Origin of the sequence: Promicromonospora kroppenstedtii DSM 19349, assembly GCF_000515355.1 — a bacterium.
Classification (GTDB): domain Bacteria; phylum Actinomycetota; class Actinomycetes; order Actinomycetales; family Cellulomonadaceae; genus Promicromonospora; species Promicromonospora kroppenstedtii.
In genome coordinates, this window is sequence record NZ_KI911744.1 from 119,755 (window position 1) to 136,724 (window position 16,970).

The window sequence follows — 16,970 nt, forward strand, 5'->3', positions numbered from 1 at the left end:
AGCGCGTCGCGCCGCTGCCGCGCCAGCCGGACCCGGTTGCCGAGCGACCCGTCGCGCTCGACGCGCACGCGCAGACCGCGGAACCGCAGGTCGGCGGCGAGCTCGTCGACGGCGGTGTCGCCCACGGGCAGCAGGCAGACCTGAACGGGTGCGAGCCAGAACGGGAGCCGCCCGCCGTGCCGCTCCAGGAGGAACGCGACCATCCGCTCCATGGCCCCGAGGGTGCCGCGGTGGATCATCACGATCCGCTCCCGCTCCCCCGAGGCGGCGACATAGGTCAGGTCGAAGCGTTCGGGCTGGTTGAAGTCGAGCTGCACGGTCGCGAGGGTCTCCTCGTGGCCCCGGGCGTCGAGCACCTGCACGTCGATCTTGGGTCCGTAGAACGCGGCCTCGCCCGCCTCCGCGTGCCAGGGCAGCCCGGCCGGCGCCGCGACGTCGTCGAGCACCGCGCGCAGCGCCTCCTCCGCCTCGGCCCACTGCGCGGGCTCGCCGAGCCAGCGGCCGGAGTCGTCCCGGCCGGACAGGCGCAGGTAGGACACCTCGATGCCCAGGGTCTCGAGCATCTCCAGCACGGCGACGACGGCGGTGCGCACCTCCGCCCCGACCTGGTCGGGACGGCAGAACACGTGCGCGTCGTCGAGATTGATCTGCCGCACGCGGCTCAGCCCGGAGAGCACACCGGACCGCTCCGCGCGGAACATCGAGGCGAGCTCCGCGTACCGCACGGGCAGGTCGCGGTAGGAACGGGGCTCGGACGCGTAGATCTGCGCGTGGTGCGGGCAGTTGGCGGGACGCAGCACGAGGGGGTCGGTGTCGCCGTCGGACGCGGAGGTGCCGTCCGGGGCGCCGTCCGAACCGCTCTGGGGGCCACCGAGGTACATGGGCGGGAACATGTCGTCGGCGAACTTGGCCCAGTGGCCCGAGCGCTCGTACAGCGAGCGCTTGCCGAGCACCGGCGAGTAGACGGGCTCGCAGCCGGTGCGCAGCGCGACCTCGCGCGCGTACTGCTCCAGCTCGTACCGGATGGCGGCGCCGGCCGGCAGCCACAGGGGCAGGCCGGGACCGACCAGCGGGCTGGTGTCGAAGATCCGCATGTCGCGGCCGAGCTCGCGATGGTCGACGACGGCGGGCGCCGCGGGTGCGTCGTTGCCTGCGGGGACGTTCATGGTGGTGCTCCTTCGACGGGTTCGATGGAGGAGCTGTCCCGGTGCCGCCGTCGCGTACGACAAAGGCCCCGGAGCGAGCTCCGGGGCCTGGTTGCTGGGTGCAGCGTCAGCGCGCGCCGGAGGGATCCGGCGTCGTCGTGCGTGCGCTGAGGTGCATGCCGTCAACCGTAACGTCAGAGGGTGCGGGCGTCCAGGGCGTTGCAGTCCTGGATGGTGCCGCCCTGGTAGCCGATCGAGAACCACCGCACGCGCTGCTCGCTGGAGCCGTGCGAGAACGCCTCGGGGTTCACGTCGCCGCCGGAGCGGCGCTGGATGTTGTCGTCGCCGACGGCCGCGGCGGCGGACAGCGCCTGCTCGAGCTGGGCCCGCGAGATGGGTTCGAGGAACGGCACGCCGGTGTCCGGGTCCTCGGTGGTCGCCGCGTTGCCGGCCCACATCCCGGCGAGGCAGTCGGCCATGAGCTCGATGCGCACCGAGTCGGACTCCGGGCCGGTGCCCGACCGGTCGGCCCGCTCGAACAGCCCGAGCTGGTTCTCGATGTGGTGCCCGAACTCGTGCGCCGTCACGTACATCTCCGCCAGCGGCCCGCCCTCGGCACCGAACTGGCTGGAGAGCTGGTCGTAGAACGAGAGGTCCTCGTACACCGTGGTGTCGGCCGGGCAGTAGAACGGCCCCGTGGCCGACGTCGCCGAACCGCAGCCGGTGTCGACCGCGTCAGTGAAGCTGACGACCTCGGGCATCACGTATTCCACGCCGCCCTGCTGCGGAAGGGTCTCGGCCCAGTACACGTCGAGCGAGTCGACGGCGGCGCTGAGGCGGCACTCGGGGTCGTTGTTGGCCTGCTCCGCGGTGCAGCTGCCGATGTAGCCCTGCTCGCCACCGCCGCCGGAGTCGGTGGTGGTCCCGAGGATGTCGGCCGGGCTGTTGCCGGTCAGCACCATGTACAGCAGCGCGATGACGAGCGCCGCACCGCCGCCGACGCCCGCGCCGACGGCGCCCCGGCGTCCGCCACCCTTGCGGACCCGGCCGCCCTCGAACTGCCCGCCCTCGCTGAATGTCACCTGACAACGCTACCGCGAGCCGGGGGTCGGTACCCGGAGGGCGGCGGGGCCGGAGGGTGCCGTACGAAGGCCCGGCGAGACGGCGGGGCCGTCCGTACGATCGGCGCATGGACCTGCTGCGACATGCCGAGCTGTCCCGTCGTGCCGTGCTCGCCGCGGCGGCGTTCGTCCCGCTCGTGGGGTGTGCGCGGGAACCTTCGCCGCCGACGGGCGGCGCGCCGGACGACGAGACGTCGCCGTCCGACAGCCCGGAGGCGACGGGGGCGACGGACTACGGCGAGCGGGCAGCCGAGCTCGCGGGCGACGACCCTGTGCTGCTCGCGCTGGTCGCGGCCTTCACGCCGGGCTGGCTGCCGCCGGAGGCCCCCGACCCGGAGCCGACCCGGATCTTCGACAACGTCACGGTGGTCGGCACCGACTTCGTGTCGGCCACGGCGGTCGAGACCTCGGACGGCGTGATCCTGGTCGACGCGCTCGAGTCCCGGGAGCAGGCCGCCGACATCCTGGTCCCCGAGCTGCGCTCCCTGGGCGTCGACCCCGCGCGGATCAAGTACGTGGTGGTGGCGCACGGGCACGCCGACCACTTCGGCGGTGCCCAGTACCTGGCGGACCGGTACGGCGCCCGCGTGCTGATGAGCCCCACCGACTGGGACGTCGCGGCCAAGGACTCCTCGCCCGACGTTCCCGAGCGCGACCTGGAGATCTCCGACGGGCAGCGCCTGTCCCTGGGCGGCACGACCATGCGGCTGCCGTACACGCCGGGTCACACCCCCGGCACGGTGTCGCCGATCTTCCCCGTGTGGTGGAACGGCCGTCGGCACACGGCGATGCTGTGGGGCGGCACCGGCCTCCCGAAGCCGACGTCGGGCAAGCGGGACTACCTGCGGTCGGTGATCGACTACGCGGCCCTGATGCGGCGTTCGGGCGTGGACGTCGAGCTGAACAACCACGGCCAGTCCGACGGCGGCCTCGACCGCATGCGGGCGCTGCGCGACGGGACCGCCGGTGGCCAGAACCCGTTCGTCCTGGGGCGGGCCCGCGCGCAGCGCTTCATGCGGGTACTTGAGCTGCTGGTGCGGGACAAGCTCGACGGGTAGGCCGGGGTGCTTACCGAGCCGTGCGGCTCCGGTACTCCTCCACCGGCCACGACGTCATCGCTCCGATCCGGACCGAGACGATCGCGCCGTCCGCGTCCCGCTCCGTCTGGACCGGCTCCCCCACGGTGCCGAAACCGGCCACGGGCTCCTGCACGAGCCGGCCGTCGGAGACGACCAGCCGCTGCGCGACCTCCGCCGGTTCCGCGGCCCGCACGTTGATCGCGTGCAGGATCCCGCCCAGGTCCACGACGTCGGCCACACCCCACAGGTTGGCGAAGCGGCCGATCGGTGCGTCCGCCGGGACGCTCGGAACCGGATCGTCGCTCTTGCCGTCGCCGCCCTTGCCGGTGACGGCGGACGCGGCGACCTCGTCGGCGGCCGCGAGCGCGAGGTTGATCAGCTGGATGACGCCGTTGGCGATCTGCCCGGCGACGCCGTCGACGGCGTTGGTGAGGGCGGAGACGACGATCCCCTCCACGGGGTCGATCCAGGTCCGGGTGATGTGGCCGGGGTAGCCGCCGGAGTGCCCGACGACCTCCCGGTCCCCGACCTTGCCGACCTCGATGCCGACGCCGTACCGGCCGAGCTCCTTGCCGCGCACCGCCACGCGCGACTCGTCGCGCTGCATGAGGCGCTTGCTGGCGTCGCTGATCAGGGTGGTGTCGCCGAACGTGTGGGCGGCGCCGTAGCGGACCATCTCCAGGGCGGTCGAGTACCAGCCGGTGGCGGCCGCCATGGCCCGGGTGTCGACGTGCGGGATGACCTGGCGCGCGTCGCCGTGGGCGATCCGGCCGGTGTGGCCGGCCGCGTACTCGGCGGCGCGGGCGGGGTCCAGCTCGGTCCCGGTGCGGGTCAGCCCGAGGGGCTCGACGACGGCGACGCGGGCCACCTCGTCGTACGTCTTGCCGGTGACCTGCTCGATGATGATGCCGAGCAGGCTGTAGCCGATGTTGGTGTACTTGAAGCGCTCGTTCGGCTCGAACACGACGCCCTCGGCGCGCACGCACTCCAGCACCTCGGCGCGGTCGAGGAAGGGCCGGTGGTGCTGCCAGAAGTCGCCGTCGGAGGAGTCGCGGATGATCCCGGCCTGGTGGCCCAGCAGCTCCCGGACGGTGACGCCGGCGGCGCGCGAGCCGTCGAGCTCCGGCACGAGGTCGCCCGCGCGGTCGTCCAGCCGCAGCTCGCCGCGCTCGACGAGCTGCATCACCATCACGCCGGTGAACGTCTTGGAGTGCGACGCGACGCGGAACAGGTGGTCGCTGGTGAGGTCCTCCCCCGTCTCGACGTCGGCCTTGCCCCAGGCCAGGTCGACGAACACCTCGCCGCGCCGGCCGACGGCGAGCTGCAGGCCGGGGATGCCGTGGTACGCGGCCTGGAACGAGGCCCAGTCGGCGAGGTACGGGGCGATCGAGCGGAGGGTCTTGGCGGTGCGGTCCTCGGTCAACAGGGGTCCTCTCGGCGTGGTGGTCTCGGGGGCATCATGCCTGATGGGTATCTCGGGCAGAACGGCAATTCCGGCGCGGTCACCGCTGGCGGGCGTGGCGGGGCCGGTCGGGGTTGCGCAGGGTCTTGACCAGCCACCACACGATGAGCAGGACGACCACGACGATGACGATCTTCTGGAACACGCCGACGCTCTCCTCGACGATGTGCCACTGGTCGCCCAGCAGGTAGCCGGCGCCGACCAGGAGCGTGTTCCAGACACCGGATCCGAGCGTCGTGAACAACAGGAACCGTGTCAGGGGCATGCGCTCCACCCCGGCCGGGATGGAGATGAGGCTGCGCACGATCGGGATGACGCGACCGATGAGCACGGCCCAGTCTCCGTGCCGGTTGAACCAGTCCTCGGCCTTGTCCACGTCCTCCAGCTTGACCAGCGGCATGCGGTCCACGATGGCGCGCAGGCGGTCGCGGCCCAGCCAGGCGCCAAGTCCGTAGAGGAGGACGGCGCCGACCACGGAGCCGGCGGTCGTCCAGATCAGCACGTGCCACAGCACGAGGGTGCCCTGCGCCGCTGTGAAGCCTGCCAGCGGCAGGATCACCTCGCTCGGAAGCGGCGGGAACAGGTTCTCGAGGGCGATCGCTACGCCTGCGCCCGGTGCGCCGAGGGTCTCCATGAGCCCGACGGCCCAGTCGGCGACGGTCGTGGCGAAGCTTTGTGTCGTCATGGCCCCTACGCTATTTGACGGCGAGAGGGCCGGCGGACTGCGGTCCTCCCGCTGGTCACACGGGCGGGCCGCAGGACGGGGTGTGGTTTACCGCAGTCCGCACGGCCCGCGTCGTTCCCTATCCTGGCGAGGTGGACCCCGCCCCCGCCGTCTGGCGCAGCACCCCTGCCCGCATGCTGTGGGGCGCGGCCCTCGGGGCGGTGACCTGGCCGCTCGACCTGGTCTTCGCCGTGGTCTCGCTGGTGCGGCGCCGGACGCCGTTCGGGCCGGTGGGTTCGTTGGTCGCCTGGCACCGCCGTCGTACCGTGCGTCTTCTCGGCTGGTCCGACGGCGGCGCCGCGCTCACCCCCGCACGCGCCGCCCGGTACCTCGCGGCGCGGGCCGCTGTGGGTGTGGTGGGCACGCTGGTGCTCGGGTTGCTGGCGTACGGGCTGTTCGCGGTGGTCGCGGGCCTGGCATCGTGGCTGTTCGACGTGCGGCTCACCGTCGACGAGGCCTTTCAAGGCGACGGGCTGACGACGTCTGGCCTGCTCGCGATGATCCCGATCGGCGCGATCCTGCTGTACCTGGACCTGATGGGGCTGGTCGGGGTGGCGCTGCTGGACCGGTCGGCCGCCGCACGCTGGCTCGCGCCGAGCCGCAGCGAGCGACTGGCGGCCCAGGTCGAGTCGCTGACCGTGAGCCGGACGGAGCTGCTCTCCGCCCTGGACGCGGAGCGCGGCCGGATCGAGCGCGACCTGCACGACGGCGTGCAGCAGCGGGCCGTGGCCGTCGGGCTGCTGGTGAACCGGGCACGTCGGGCTGTCGGTGCCTCCTCCTCTGCGGTACTGCTGTTGGAGCAGGCCGCGCGGGAGGCGGAGCTGCTGGTGACGGACCTCCGGGACGTCGCGTGGCGGGTGCGGCCGACGGCCCTGGACACGCACGGGCTGGCGCCCGTGCTCGCGGAGCTGGTGTCGCGCACGACGCCGCCGACGGCGCTGGACTGGCCGGACCCGGTTCGGCTGCCGCCCGCGGTCGAGACGACGCTGTACTACGTGGTGGCGGAGTCCCTGACCAACGTGGCCAAGCACGCGGGGGCGGCGCAGGCGGAGGTGCGCGTCCGCGCCGGTCGCGCTCGCCGGGACTCCGGGGCCGGGCCCGAGATCCGCGTGGAGATCACCGACGACGGCCGGGGCGGCGCCCTCCCTCGCCCCGGCCACGGTCTCGCCGGGCTGACCGGCCGGGTGGCTGCCGCCGGCGGCACCCTCACCGTCGACAGCCCCTCGGGCGGCCCGACCAGGGTCGAGGTGACGCTCCCGTGCGAGTGATGCTGGCCGAGGACTCCGCCCTGCTCCGCGAGGGCATCCGCAGCCTCCTGACAGACGAGGGGCACGACGTCGTCGCCGCCTACGGCTGGGCCGATCCCCTGCTGGCCCGGCTGGCGACCGAGCGCCCCGACGTCGTCGTACTGGACGTGCGGATGCCGCCCACCCACACCGACGAGGGGGTCCGGGCCGCCGTGGAGATCCGGGCGCGCTGGCCCCAGGTGGGGATCCTCGTGCTGTCGCAGTACGTGGAGCGCGAGTTCACGCAGGCGCTGCTGGGCGACGACGCGCGCGCCGTCGGCTACCTGCTCAAGGACCGGGTGATGGGCGTGGACGACTTTCTCGACGCGCTGGACCGGGTCCACACGGGCGGGCTGGTGCTGGACCCGGACGTGGTGCGGCAGCTGTTCCGGGACACCTCGCACCCGCTCCGGATGCTGACCGAGCGAGAGCGGGAGGTGCTGGGGCTGATGGCCGAGGGGCGGACCAACGCGGGGATCGCTTCCGCGTTGTTCGTGTCCGTCTCGGCGGTGGAGAAGCACGCGAACGCGATCTTCGACAAGCTGGGGCTGCTGGCCGAGGTCGGGTACAACCGGCGGGTGCAGGCGATCGTGCGGTACCTGGAGTCGTGAGCGCTCGTAGGTGACCTGCCGGGTTCTGGCTTTGCTCCCGGGTCCGGGCGCTTCTAGGGTTGCCCAGTGCGCATCTTCCTCGCCGGGGCGACCGGCGTGATCGGGTCCCGCCTGCTGCCGCTGCTGGTCGCAGCGGGCCATGACGTCACCGGGACGACCCGCTCGGCCGAACGCGCGGGCATGATCGAGGAGGCCGGCGGCAGCCCGGTCGTCGTGGACGTGTACGACGCCGAGGCCCTCACCGCCGCTGTCGTCGGATCGCGGCCTGATCTGGTGATGCACCAGCTCACGGATCTGCCCGACGACGTGGCGGACATTCCCGCGCGGGCTGCGGGGAACTCTCGGATGCGGACCGAGGGCACGGCCAACCTGCTTGCGGCGGCCCGGGTCGCGGGCGGGGCACGTGTGCTGGCGCAGTCGATCGCCTGGACACCGCCCGGGCGGGGCGACGCCGTCGCGTGGCACGAGGCCGCCGTGCTGGATGCGGGCGGGGTCGTGGTTCGCTACGGACAGCTCTACGGTCCGGGGACGTATTACGAGGCGGAGCCGCCTGCGCACCCGCGGATCCAGGTGAGCGACGCCGCTCGGCGGACGGTTCCGTTGGTGGAGGCGGCTCCGGGGGTTGTCGTCCTGACCGATCCGGAGGACTGACCCCGTTACGAGTCACGCCAGGCAGTATGTCGCGCCGGTGGCGGCCGCGAAGGAGACGAAGCCGTCGCTCCTGCCGGACGCGAGCAGCATGGTGAGGCTCCTGCCGTCGTCGCGGCGGTAGGCGTAGGTGACGTAGCCGAGGAGCTGCCCGCCGTGTCCCCAGAGCTGGCCGCCGCAGGGCAGGTCGAAGCGCTCCAGGCCGAGGCCGTAGTGGAAGCCCATACCCATCGGGACGGTGGTGCGCATCTGGGCCAGAGCGTCGTCGCTGATGAGCCTGCCGCCGAGCAGGGCGTCGAAGAACGCCTCGAGGTCGCGGGTCGTGGAGATCATCTCGCCGGCGGCCCAGTCGAGGGAGACGTTCTGCTCGGTGACGTCGACGACCGAGCCGTTGTCGAGGGTTGCGACGGCGTGGACGGCGGGTTCCGGGAGCTCTGGATCCGAGCCGGGGAAGGATGTCCCGGTCAGGTTCAGCGGACGCAGGATCCGGTGCTCGATCACGACGCCGTACGGCCGGCCCGTGACGGCCTCGACAACCTTGCCCGCCACGATGTAGTTGGTGTTCGAGTAGCGGAAGTCCGTGCCCGGCGCGAAGTACGGCTCGTGTCGGAACGCCTCGGCCAGCAGCTGGTCGGGCGAGTGGGCGGTGAAGCGTTCGTCGCCGCGCCAGCGGTTGGTGGACCAGCCGTCACCCTTCATGTAGTCGTACAGGCCGCTGGTGTGGTTGAGGATCTGACGGACGGTGATGGTGGCACCGTCGGGCACGGTGGCCGGTAGGTAGGTGTCGACGGGGGCATCGAGGTCGATCCTGTCCTCGTCGACGAGCTGGAGGATCACCGTGGCGACGAAGGTCTTGGTGATGCTCCCGATCCGGAAGTGTTCGTGGCCCGACGGCTCCGCGATGCCGCCCGGCTGCTCTGGGGAGCCGGCGGTCCATGTCCCCGCCGGCCCGGGTCCGGTGACGGCGAGGAGGGACGCCGAAGCGGACGCCGCTGTGCTCGCCGTCACTGCGGCGAGCACCTGCCCGCGCGAGAGAGTCAGGGCGAGGGTTGCCGCAACGGTCGTGGTGGTAGCAACGATCAGAAGGACCGCGATCCCGCGTCGGCCGCGGCGATGCCTGGGTGTCGTGGACATGCCGTTCAACCTAGAGAGCCAGGGGCAGAAGAAGACTGCGGAAAGCCACATGAGGCCGTGCGGACACCCGTCGCGTCCCAGTCGGGCGAATGGTCTGCGGCCTGCGCGCCGGTGTCCGCGGAAAAAGCCCCGCCCTCCCCCGCCACCCGCTTCTAGACTGACCCGATTCCGCGCCCTCAACAGCGCCACGACCCGACCCGAGAGGCCCCGCGTGTCCCATGTAGTCGCGATCCAGGACCAGGTGGAGGCGGCCGTCCAGGCCGCCCTGTCCCAGGTGCTCCCGGCCGAGCTGGCCGGCACCGACCCGGTGGTCCGACGATCCGACCGCGCCGACTACCAGTCGAACGGGCCGCTGTCCGTCGCCAAGCGGGCCGGCCGCGCCCCGCGGGACCTCGCCACGGCCACCGCCGAGCACCTCGCCGCGAGCGACGTCGAAACCGAGGTCTCCGGCCCCGGCTTCCTCAACCTCACCGTCCCGGCCCCCACGGTCTGGCGCCAGGTCGCCACCCGCCTGGCCGCGGAAGACCTCGGCATCACCCCGACCCGCCACGGCGAGCGCACCGTCATCGACTACTCCGCACCGAACGTGGCCAAGGAGATGCACGTCGGCCACCTGCGCTCGACGATCATCGGCGACACGCTCGTCCGCGTCCTGACGCATCTCGGCGCGACCGTCGTCCGGCAGAACCACGTCGGCGACTGGGGCACCCAGTTCGGCATGCTCATCCAGTTCATCGACGAGCACCCCGAGCAGACCTGGCAGGGCGAGGCCTCGATGTCCGCCCTGGACGCCCTCTACCGGGCGGCGCGGGCCGGGTTCGACAAGGACCCGGAATTCGCCGACCGCTCCCGCGCCCGCGTGGTCGCGCTCCAGTCGGGCGACGCCGCCACCCTGGCCACCTGGCGCGAGCTCGTCGCCGAGTCCGAGGCGGCCTTCCAGGCCGTCTACGACCGACTCGGCATCCTGCTCACGTCCGACGACGCCGACGGCGAGTCCCGCTACAACGCAGACCTGCCGGGCGTCGTCGACGAGCTCGTCGCACGCGGCATCGCCGTCGACTCCGGCGGGGCGCTGTGCGCCTTCACGGACGGCGTCGTCGGGCCCGACGGCGACCCGGTGCCGCTCATCGTCCGCAAGAAGGACGGCGGTTTCGGCTACGCCGCCACCGACCTCGCCACGCTGCGCCTGCGCGTCGACGAGTACCACGCCACGCGCATCCTCTACGTCGTCGACGCCCGCCAGGCGCTGCACTTCCGGATGGTGTTCGACGTCGCCCGCCGCGCCGGCTGGCTGCCCGACGACGTCGACGCGACCCACGTGCCGTTCGGCACCGTGCTGGGCGCGGACGGCAAGCCGTTCAAGACACGCGACGGCGGCACGGTGCGCCTGACCGACCTCCTGGACCAGGCCGTGGCCCGCGCCCGGGCCGAGCTGGCCAAGAAGGACCACGACCTGTCACCCGAGGAGTTCGAGCACATCGCGCAGGCCGCGGGCATCGGCGCGGTCAAGTACGCCGACCTGTCGAACACCCGCACCAAGGACTACGTGTTCGACGTCGACCGCATGGTCGCCCCGAACGGCAACACCGGCGTCTACCTCCAGTACGCGCACGCCCGCGTGCGCTCGATCCTGCGCAAGGCGGCGGACGTCGGCATCCCGGCGGACCGCCCCGTCGACCCGGCCCTGCCGCTGCACCCCGCGGAACGAGCGCTGGCCCTGACCCTGGACGAGCTGGCGGCGACGCTCGACGACGTCGCCGGCACGCTCGAACCGCACCGCCTGTGCGGCTACCTGTTCGGCCTGGCCCGCGCGTACACCGAGTTCTACGAGCAGTGCCCCGTCCTGCGGGCCGACGACGACGGCGTCCGCGCCAACCGCCTGGCGCTGTGCGACCTCACGGGCCGCACGCTGGCGACCGGGCTCGACCTGCTGGGCATCGCGGCGCCCGACCGCATGTGACACCGATGAGTCCTCGGGCGCGGACGGGTCTGCCCCCTCGTACGCTGCCCGCGACCCGAGGAGAACAACATGTCCGCCACGTACACGTTCGACGTCTTTTCCAGCCTCGACGGATTCGGGGCCGCGGGTGGCGACTGGACGGGCTACTGGGGCAAGCAGGGCCCTGAGCTGCTCGGCCGGCGACTCGCCGAGTACAGGGAGGACCAGCGTCTGGTGCTCGGGGCCAACACCTACCGCGCGTTCGCGGAGATGCTGGCCGCGAGCACCGAGGACTCCGAGGTGCGCGACCCGTGGGTCACGCAGATGAGGAACCTGCCGACGACGGTGGTGTCCTCCACGCTGGAGGGCCCCCTCGACTGGCCGGACGCGACGGTCGAGAGCGGCGACGCCGTCGACGTCGTCGCCCGGCTCAAGCAGGAGTCCGCGGTGCCGCTCCGGTCCCACGGCAGCCTCTCGATGAACCGGGCGCTGCTCGCCGCGGGCCTCGTCGACCTCGTCCAGGTGACGCTCTTCCCCGTCGTGACCGGGCAGACCGGACTGGATCCGATCTTCCGGGGCGCCGCGGACCTCGACCTGGAGCTCGTCGAGCACCGGACCCTCGACGGCAGCATCCAGGAACTGGTCTACGTGCCGACCCTGCACTGACGATCGCCCGGGTCACCGGCCTCGGCTACCCACCCCGCCGTCGGGCGCGATCCCGCCACTCGACCCGAACCCGCGTGTCAGCAAACGGCGCACTTGTCAGAGTCTGACACAAGTGGCACCAGCGCTACCCTGAGGGCATGTCGAGCACGACGAGCAGCGGACCGAGCAGCGGCCAGAGCCTGCGCGAGATCAGCCGCGACGCCGTGCGCGCGCGCATCAACGAGATCGCGCTCGACCTGTTCGCGGAGCGCGGGTTCGACCAGGTGACCGTCGAGCAGATCGCGGCGGCGGCGGGCATGTCCGCCCGCACCTTCCACCGCTACTTCCCCGCCAAGGAGGACGTCGTCATCGGCGACCCGGCACACGGCGGCGAGTTCGTGCGCGCCGTCTTCGCCGGCCGGCCCGCCGACGAGCCCGTCTGGGACTCACTGCACCTGTCCTTCGAGGCACTCGTCACCCGGTCACCCCAGAAGGGCGGGGACGACGACCGCGGCAAGCTCTCGATGCGCGTGCTCCTCAGCGCCGCCTCGCTGCGTGCCCGCAGCCTGGAGAAGCACCTCCTGTGGGCACGCATGCTCACGCCGCTCGTCGCGGAGCGCCTCCCCGCCGACGACGCCGCCCTGCGCGCCGAGATCATCGTCCAGTCAGCCCTCGCCTGCTTGGACGTCGCGCTCACCACCTGGGCGAACGCCGACGACGGGACGACCGCGAGCGAGCTGCTCGAACGCAGCTTCGCGACCATGCGGCCGCAGGTCTAGGTCGTCTGGCTCAGGCTGTCGTGCCTAGGCCTGCGGGCCGACCGCCCGGAAGCGCACGAAGTCGACCAGGTCGTCGTCCGTGACGTCGGGGTAGTAGTACGTCCGGAGCGCCGTGCGCAGCTCGTCGGCCGTGCAGCCCTCGAGCGCCGCCTGGGCGTCCGTGATGCCGGCGAACCGGACCCGCTCGACCGAGTCGACCACGCCGGGCAGCGACTCGAACCGGTCCTCGAACTCGAACAGCAGCGTCGTCGGCCCCGCTGCGACGGGATCGTCGAACCGGGTGGTCGCGGTCTTGCCGCCGTCGACCACGCTCGTCCAGTGCTGCGGGCTGAACCACAGCAGGCGCGGCGGGTCGGCGTCCGGGTGCTGGTATGCGTGCGGGAGCAGGTCGCGGGCAGCGACCGAGAAGGGCTCGTCGCCGTCGGACACGATCACGCGACAGTCGGGCTGCTGGTCGAGCAGCACCTGGCGACAGCGCCCGCACGGACCGATGACGCCGCGGCCCTCGTCGCCGACCGCTACGATCAGCGCGATGGGCCCGGCCCCGCCGGCGGCCGCCGTGCCGAGCGCCACGAGCTCGGCGCACGGCCCGCCCGTGAAATGGCCGACGTTGGCGCCGGTGTAGATGTCTCCGTGAACGTCCATCACCGCCGATGCCACGGTGTTCAGGTAGGACCCGTCCTCCGGGAGGCGGGCGACCACCGCCAGGGCGGCGTCGATCAGGCGCTGCTCGGTCCCGGTCAGCACGGCGCTTCCTCCCGCTCCAGGTCCTGGGCGCGGAACTCCGCCACGACCTCGATCCGGCCCACGATGTGCGCGTTCAGCTCGCCCAGATCCTCGGCTGGGATCCAGTACTCGAGGATCGTTCGCCCGCCGACCTGCTGGACCTCGTAGCGGTCCAGGAAGTCCTGGTCGACGTCGAACCGCGTCACGTACCCCGCCCCGCTGGCCTTGACGTTCCAGTCGCGCGCGATCCGCGTGGCGTAGTCCTCGTTCAGCACCGGGTAGAAGATCGGCTGGTCAGGAAGCCGCGGCGGCCAGGCGCGCCAGCCCGACTCCTCGACCAGGGCCAGCTCCTTGGGCCCGGTCGGGCGCCACAGGGTCACGGTCGTCATAGGCCGGATCCTGACACGGCCGACGCCCGCGGATCGAGTGCTTTACCCGTCCGCGGCGATCCGCTCGGCACCGATCCGCGCCGCCACCTCGGGCGGCAGCGGGTACGGCTTCTCGGCGGGCAGCACCGGGGCACCACCGGCGTCGAGCTCGGCGCGCCAGACCCGGATCTGGTCGGTGATGTCCTCGAAGCCGACCACCCACTCGTCCACGTAGGCGTCGACGGCCGCGCCGCCGATGCCGACCTGCAGCGACCGGTGTCCCAGCGCGACCCCGGTCGGGGACCGCTCGGGATCCCACTGCACCCGCACCGGGCTCCGCGACGCCTGCACGCTCCACGCCGCGGCGTCGTCGTACAGCGAACGGTCGAAGTGGCTCAGGGCGGCCATGCCGAGCGCCCGCTCGAAGCCGGTGCGCGACATGCGCACCGCGAGGACACGCTCCTGGTCCCGCTTGGTGGCCCAGCCGCAGCGGTACATCATCCAGCAGAACGACGGCTTGACCCAGGTCATGCGCTCGCGCTTGAACGGGGGCACGAATCGGCCGGCCCCGACGGCGGCGTCGGCGATCGCGGGCGGGTAGGCCTGGTAGACGGTGATGGTGTCGGCGTCGTGGACGGCGCGCACCTGGCGCTGCGGAGTGCTCATCAGCGACGACGGTACGCATCCGGCCGGCCGCGGACCACGGCATCTTTCCGTTCCGGATCCACCCAGAGAGCGTCCAGGCAACAACCGGATATCACGGTTGTGATGTCGGAGTTACGGTTATTAATGGCGGCCTGCCGGATGGTTCGGTCCTGGAATGTCTTGTTTCAATCGACGCACCTCGGATCGCTTTCCGATTGACAGGGTGAAATCTTGGCCGGACGCTCTTCGCGGTGAACTACGCGTGCGTGGATCACCATCTTTTCGGCGGAGCGATTCGAGGGGAAACACAATGATCCGAGGATTCCGTGTCGTAAGTCGCGCAGGGACAGTCCTGGCCATCTCGGCCGGCCTGGTCTGCACGGCAGCAACAGGTGCGAGCGCGATGGTGATGCCAGGGGCCCTGCCCGCGGCGCACCTGATCGGCGCGACCGACCCGGTCGACGCCCCAGCAGCCGACGCTCCCGTCGATGCCCCAGCAGCGGACGCACCGGTGGACGCGCCCGACGCTCCCGCCGACGCGCCCGCCCCGGATGCCCCGGTCGACGCACCGGTTCCGGACGTGCCGGTGGACGCCCCCGTTCCGGACGTGCCGGTCGACGCACCGGTACCCGACGTCCCCGTCGACGCACCGGTTCCTGACCTGCCCGTCGACGCCCCGGTGCCCGACCTCCCGGTCGACGCCCCCGTGCCCGACCTCCCGGTCGACGCACCGGTACCCGACCTCCCGGTCGACGCACCGGTCCCGAGCCTTCCTGTCGACGCTCCGGTCGACGACCTCCCCGTCGACGACCTCCCCGTGCCGGACCTTCCGGTCGACGACCTGCCGGTCCCCGAACTCCCGGTCCCGCTGCCGACCGACGGCCTTCTGAGCTCGCTGCTGGACGCGGTCGGCGGCCTGCTCAGCACCCTGCTGGGCGCCCTCGGCGGCGGGCTGCCGGTCCCCCTGCCCGTGCCCCTGCCCGCCGGGTGAACATGACGTCGGAGTGAACGCCGTGAGAAGCAGCTGATACACACGTGAGGCCCTTTCCTGGAGTTCCGGGAAAGGGCCTCACCGTGTTCTTGAACAATCGTCCAGAAAAGGCGAGCAATCGACCGGGAATTCGGTCCGCGGCGCCACACGAGCTCGTGGATATGGTGCGTGACCGGCGCGTGCTGTAGGACGGTTCCATGCTGAACACCCGCTCCCCCGAAGAGCCCTACCTGGTCGAACGCAATCCCGGCTACTTCGAGTACCAGCTCCCCGTCTCGGTCAAGGCGGTCCTCGGCTGGCGCGGCCGGCTCCCCCTCCTGCGCAACGAGCGAGACGAGTGGGAGCTGCCCGGCGGCAAGCTCGACCTCGGCGAGGACCCGGCCTCGTGCCTCGCCCGCGAGATCCGGGAGGAGCTCGCCTGGGACGCCGCGGTCGGCGACCCTGTGCACAGCTGGGTGTACCGGGTCCTCCCGGACCGCCACGTGTTCGTACTGACCTTTCTCGCGACCTACGACGGCGACACCGCACCCGTCCACAGCCACGAGCACAAGGAGCTCGCCCTCGTCACGCCTGACGAGGCCGAAGCCCTGAACCTGCCCGACGGCTACCGGACAGCGATCCGGCTGGCCGTGGAGCGAGGGCTGTTTCCCTGAGCCCGGGATGCACGCCGTCGCGCCCGGACGCCGATCCACACCGTCGTCGGATACCTTGAGCCCGTGCCCGACCTCGTGATCGCCCAGCGCCACACGGCTCACCTCGACCGGGTCGCCGAGGCCCTGCGCCAGGTGCACGAGGCCGACCGCTACCCGATGGTCTGGCCCGACGACCCGATCGCCTGGCTCTGCCCGGCAGGCACGATCGGGGCGTGGGTCGCCCTGGCCGACGGCGTCGTCGTCGGCCATGTCATGCTCGTCGCCGCGGACGGTGTGGAGCACGTCGACGAGCTGGCCGCCGCCGCCCGTGCGTCCGTGGCCGGGCTCGCCGGCGTGAGCCGCCTGTTCGTCACGCCGAAGGCGCGGGGCACCCGAGTAGCCACCGCGCTGCTGGAGCGCATCGAGGACTCGCCGGTCCGGCGCGGACGCCGGCTCGTGCTCGATGTCGTGGACGACGGCGGCCCCGCCGTCCGCCTGTACGAGCGGCTCGGGTGGGCGCGCGTGGCCGAGGGTCCAGCAGACTGGACCGGCCCGGACGGCGCCCACCCTCCCGTGGCGAGCTACCTCTGCCCGCGCTGACCTGCTACACGGTGCGGGCGCCGAGCCAGGGGGCCAGGTGGTCCTCGCGCCACAGCCACTCGACGCCGGCGGCTGCCTCCTCGGGCGTGCAGAGTGCCGCGTGGAACGCCTCGCGCAGCCGCTGCCGCTCGTCGAGCAGACTCGCCGCGTCAGGACCGACGGCGTCGGCGTCCACGGCGTCGGCGACACCGACCACCACGATCCGGGTGTGCGGCGGCGTCCCCGCGCAGACCTCCGACCACGGCCCCAGGTCCCCGACGGCGAGCTGACCGCCCGCGCCGTCCCACAGGCACGCGAGCCCCGGCCGGTCTGCCACGTGGAACACCCCGCGCGCCCGCAGCCCGCCGGCGCCGAGCGACTCGATGCGCTCAAGCAGCCGCTCCGGGTGGAACGGCAGCGGTGAGCGCAGCTCCAGGGTCCAGCTCCGGTCCTCGG

Annotated in this window: 19 protein-coding genes; 10 read left to right on the forward strand and 9 right to left on the reverse strand. The window is 72.3% G+C overall.

The window, feature by feature from the left end; genetic code table 11:
- Together PROKR_RS24740 and ypfJ are read right to left on the reverse strand one after the other, a co-directional pair.
- Window positions 1-1,166, reverse strand: a 1,166-nt coding sequence (locus PROKR_RS24740; protein ID WP_051433345.1) for a threonine--tRNA ligase, incomplete at its 3' end; no start/stop codon positions are given.
- 173 nt (window positions 1,167-1,339) lie between these two features.
- Window positions 1,340-2,227: a KPN_02809 family neutral zinc metallopeptidase gene (ypfJ, locus tag PROKR_RS24745; protein WP_036968945.1), complete on the reverse strand. Its 888-nt coding sequence runs from the start codon at window positions 2,225-2,227 to the stop codon at window positions 1,340-1,342.
- A gap of 107 nt (window positions 2,228-2,334) precedes the next feature.
- Here ypfJ and PROKR_RS24750 point away from each other — a divergent pair, with 107 nt between their 5' ends.
- Entirely contained in the window at window positions 2,335-3,324 is a 990-nt protein-coding gene (locus PROKR_RS24750) for an MBL fold metallo-hydrolase (protein WP_036968947.1), read from the forward strand.
- 10 nt (window positions 3,325-3,334) lie between these two features.
- On the opposite strand, the gene PROKR_RS24755 is transcribed toward PROKR_RS24750, so the two are convergent.
- Both PROKR_RS24755 and PROKR_RS24760 read right to left on the reverse strand, forming a co-directional pair.
- Window positions 3,335-4,768, reverse strand: coding sequence for a serine hydrolase domain-containing protein (locus tag PROKR_RS24755; RefSeq protein WP_036968949.1), 1,434 nt, complete (start codon window positions 4,766-4,768; stop codon window positions 3,335-3,337).
- A 79-nt stretch (window positions 4,769-4,847) separates the two neighbouring features.
- Window positions 4,848-5,492 (reverse strand): DedA family protein, encoded by a 645-nt coding sequence (locus PROKR_RS24760; protein WP_036968950.1) that lies wholly within the window; start codon window positions 5,490-5,492, stop codon window positions 4,848-4,850.
- Between the two features lie 131 nt (window positions 5,493-5,623).
- Between PROKR_RS24760 and PROKR_RS24765 the strand changes: the two genes are divergently transcribed.
- The 3 genes from PROKR_RS24765 (at window position 5,624) to PROKR_RS24775 (ending at window position 8,079) form a co-directional block, all read left to right on the forward strand.
- Window positions 5,624-6,799 carry a sensor histidine kinase gene (locus tag PROKR_RS24765; protein ID WP_051433329.1) on the forward strand — a complete coding sequence of 392 codons (1,176 nt, stop codon included), beginning with the start codon at window positions 5,624-5,626 and terminating at the stop codon, window positions 6,797-6,799.
- Window positions 6,799-7,428, forward strand: a complete 630-nt coding sequence (locus PROKR_RS24770) for a response regulator (protein WP_342665909.1) — start codon at window positions 6,799-6,801, stop codon at window positions 7,426-7,428. The genes PROKR_RS24765 and PROKR_RS24770 overlap by 1 nt, the downstream gene beginning before the upstream one ends.
- A gap of 66 nt (window positions 7,429-7,494) precedes the next feature.
- Window positions 7,495-8,079 (forward strand): NAD-dependent epimerase/dehydratase family protein, encoded by a 585-nt coding sequence (locus PROKR_RS24775; protein WP_036968954.1) that lies wholly within the window; start codon window positions 7,495-7,497, stop codon window positions 8,077-8,079.
- A gap of 12 nt (window positions 8,080-8,091) precedes the next feature.
- On the opposite strand, the gene PROKR_RS24780 is transcribed toward PROKR_RS24775, so the two are convergent.
- On the reverse strand, window positions 8,092-9,210 hold the full coding sequence (locus PROKR_RS24780; protein ID WP_036968956.1) for a serine hydrolase domain-containing protein: 1,119 nt from the start codon (window positions 9,208-9,210) through the stop codon (window positions 8,092-8,094).
- A 211-nt stretch (window positions 9,211-9,421) separates the two neighbouring features.
- Here PROKR_RS24780 and argS point away from each other — a divergent pair, with 211 nt between their 5' ends.
- The 3 genes from argS (at window position 9,422) to PROKR_RS24795 (ending at window position 12,573) form a co-directional block, all read left to right on the forward strand.
- A complete protein-coding gene (gene argS, locus PROKR_RS24785; protein WP_036968958.1) occupies window positions 9,422-11,170 on the forward strand; it encodes an arginine--tRNA ligase in 1,749 nt (582 codons plus the stop codon).
- Window positions 11,171-11,239: 69 nt separating this feature from the next.
- A complete protein-coding gene (locus tag PROKR_RS24790; protein ID WP_036968960.1) occupies window positions 11,240-11,815 on the forward strand; it encodes a dihydrofolate reductase family protein in 576 nt (191 codons plus the stop codon).
- A 137-nt stretch (window positions 11,816-11,952) separates the two neighbouring features.
- Window positions 11,953-12,573 carry a TetR family transcriptional regulator gene (locus PROKR_RS24795; RefSeq protein WP_036968962.1) on the forward strand — a complete coding sequence of 207 codons (621 nt, stop codon included), beginning with the start codon at window positions 11,953-11,955 and terminating at the stop codon, window positions 12,571-12,573.
- Between the two features lie 24 nt (window positions 12,574-12,597).
- Here PROKR_RS24795 and PROKR_RS37060 read toward each other — a convergent pair whose 3' ends face one another.
- Genes PROKR_RS37060 through PROKR_RS24810 form a run of 3 tightly spaced genes read right to left on the reverse strand, consistent with a single transcriptional unit; the run spans window position 12,598 to window position 14,333 of the window.
- Window positions 12,598-13,320 (reverse strand): ASCH domain-containing protein, encoded by a 723-nt coding sequence (locus tag PROKR_RS37060; RefSeq protein ID WP_211240233.1) that lies wholly within the window; start codon window positions 13,318-13,320, stop codon window positions 12,598-12,600.
- Complete coding sequence (locus tag PROKR_RS24805; protein ID WP_051433330.1) at window positions 13,314-13,688, reverse strand: hypothetical protein; 375 nt, start codon at window positions 13,686-13,688, stop codon at window positions 13,314-13,316. Before PROKR_RS24805 ends, PROKR_RS37060 begins: the two co-directional genes overlap by 7 nt.
- A gap of 42 nt (window positions 13,689-13,730) precedes the next feature.
- Complete coding sequence (locus tag PROKR_RS24810; protein WP_036968964.1) at window positions 13,731-14,333, reverse strand: DUF4291 domain-containing protein; 603 nt, start codon at window positions 14,331-14,333, stop codon at window positions 13,731-13,733.
- A gap of 382 nt (window positions 14,334-14,715) precedes the next feature.
- On the opposite strand from PROKR_RS24810, the gene PROKR_RS33070 reads away from it, so the two are divergent.
- The 3 genes from PROKR_RS33070 (at window position 14,716) to PROKR_RS24825 (ending at window position 16,535) form a co-directional block, all read left to right on the forward strand.
- Complete coding sequence (locus PROKR_RS33070) at window positions 14,716-15,303, forward strand: hypothetical protein (RefSeq protein ID WP_051433331.1); 588 nt, start codon at window positions 14,716-14,718, stop codon at window positions 15,301-15,303.
- 197 nt (window positions 15,304-15,500) lie between these two features.
- Window positions 15,501-15,956: an NUDIX hydrolase gene (locus tag PROKR_RS24820; RefSeq protein WP_084800668.1), complete on the forward strand. Its 456-nt coding sequence runs from the start codon at window positions 15,501-15,503 to the stop codon at window positions 15,954-15,956.
- 63 nt (window positions 15,957-16,019) lie between these two features.
- Window positions 16,020-16,535 carry a GNAT family N-acetyltransferase gene (locus PROKR_RS24825; RefSeq protein WP_211240234.1) on the forward strand — a complete coding sequence of 172 codons (516 nt, stop codon included), beginning with the start codon at window positions 16,020-16,022 and terminating at the stop codon, window positions 16,533-16,535.
- A gap of 4 nt (window positions 16,536-16,539) precedes the next feature.
- Here PROKR_RS24825 and PROKR_RS24830 read toward each other — a convergent pair.
- Window positions 16,540-16,970: CobW C-terminal domain-containing protein (locus tag PROKR_RS24830; RefSeq protein ID WP_036968966.1), on the reverse strand; the 431-nt coding region annotated here is incomplete at its 5' end.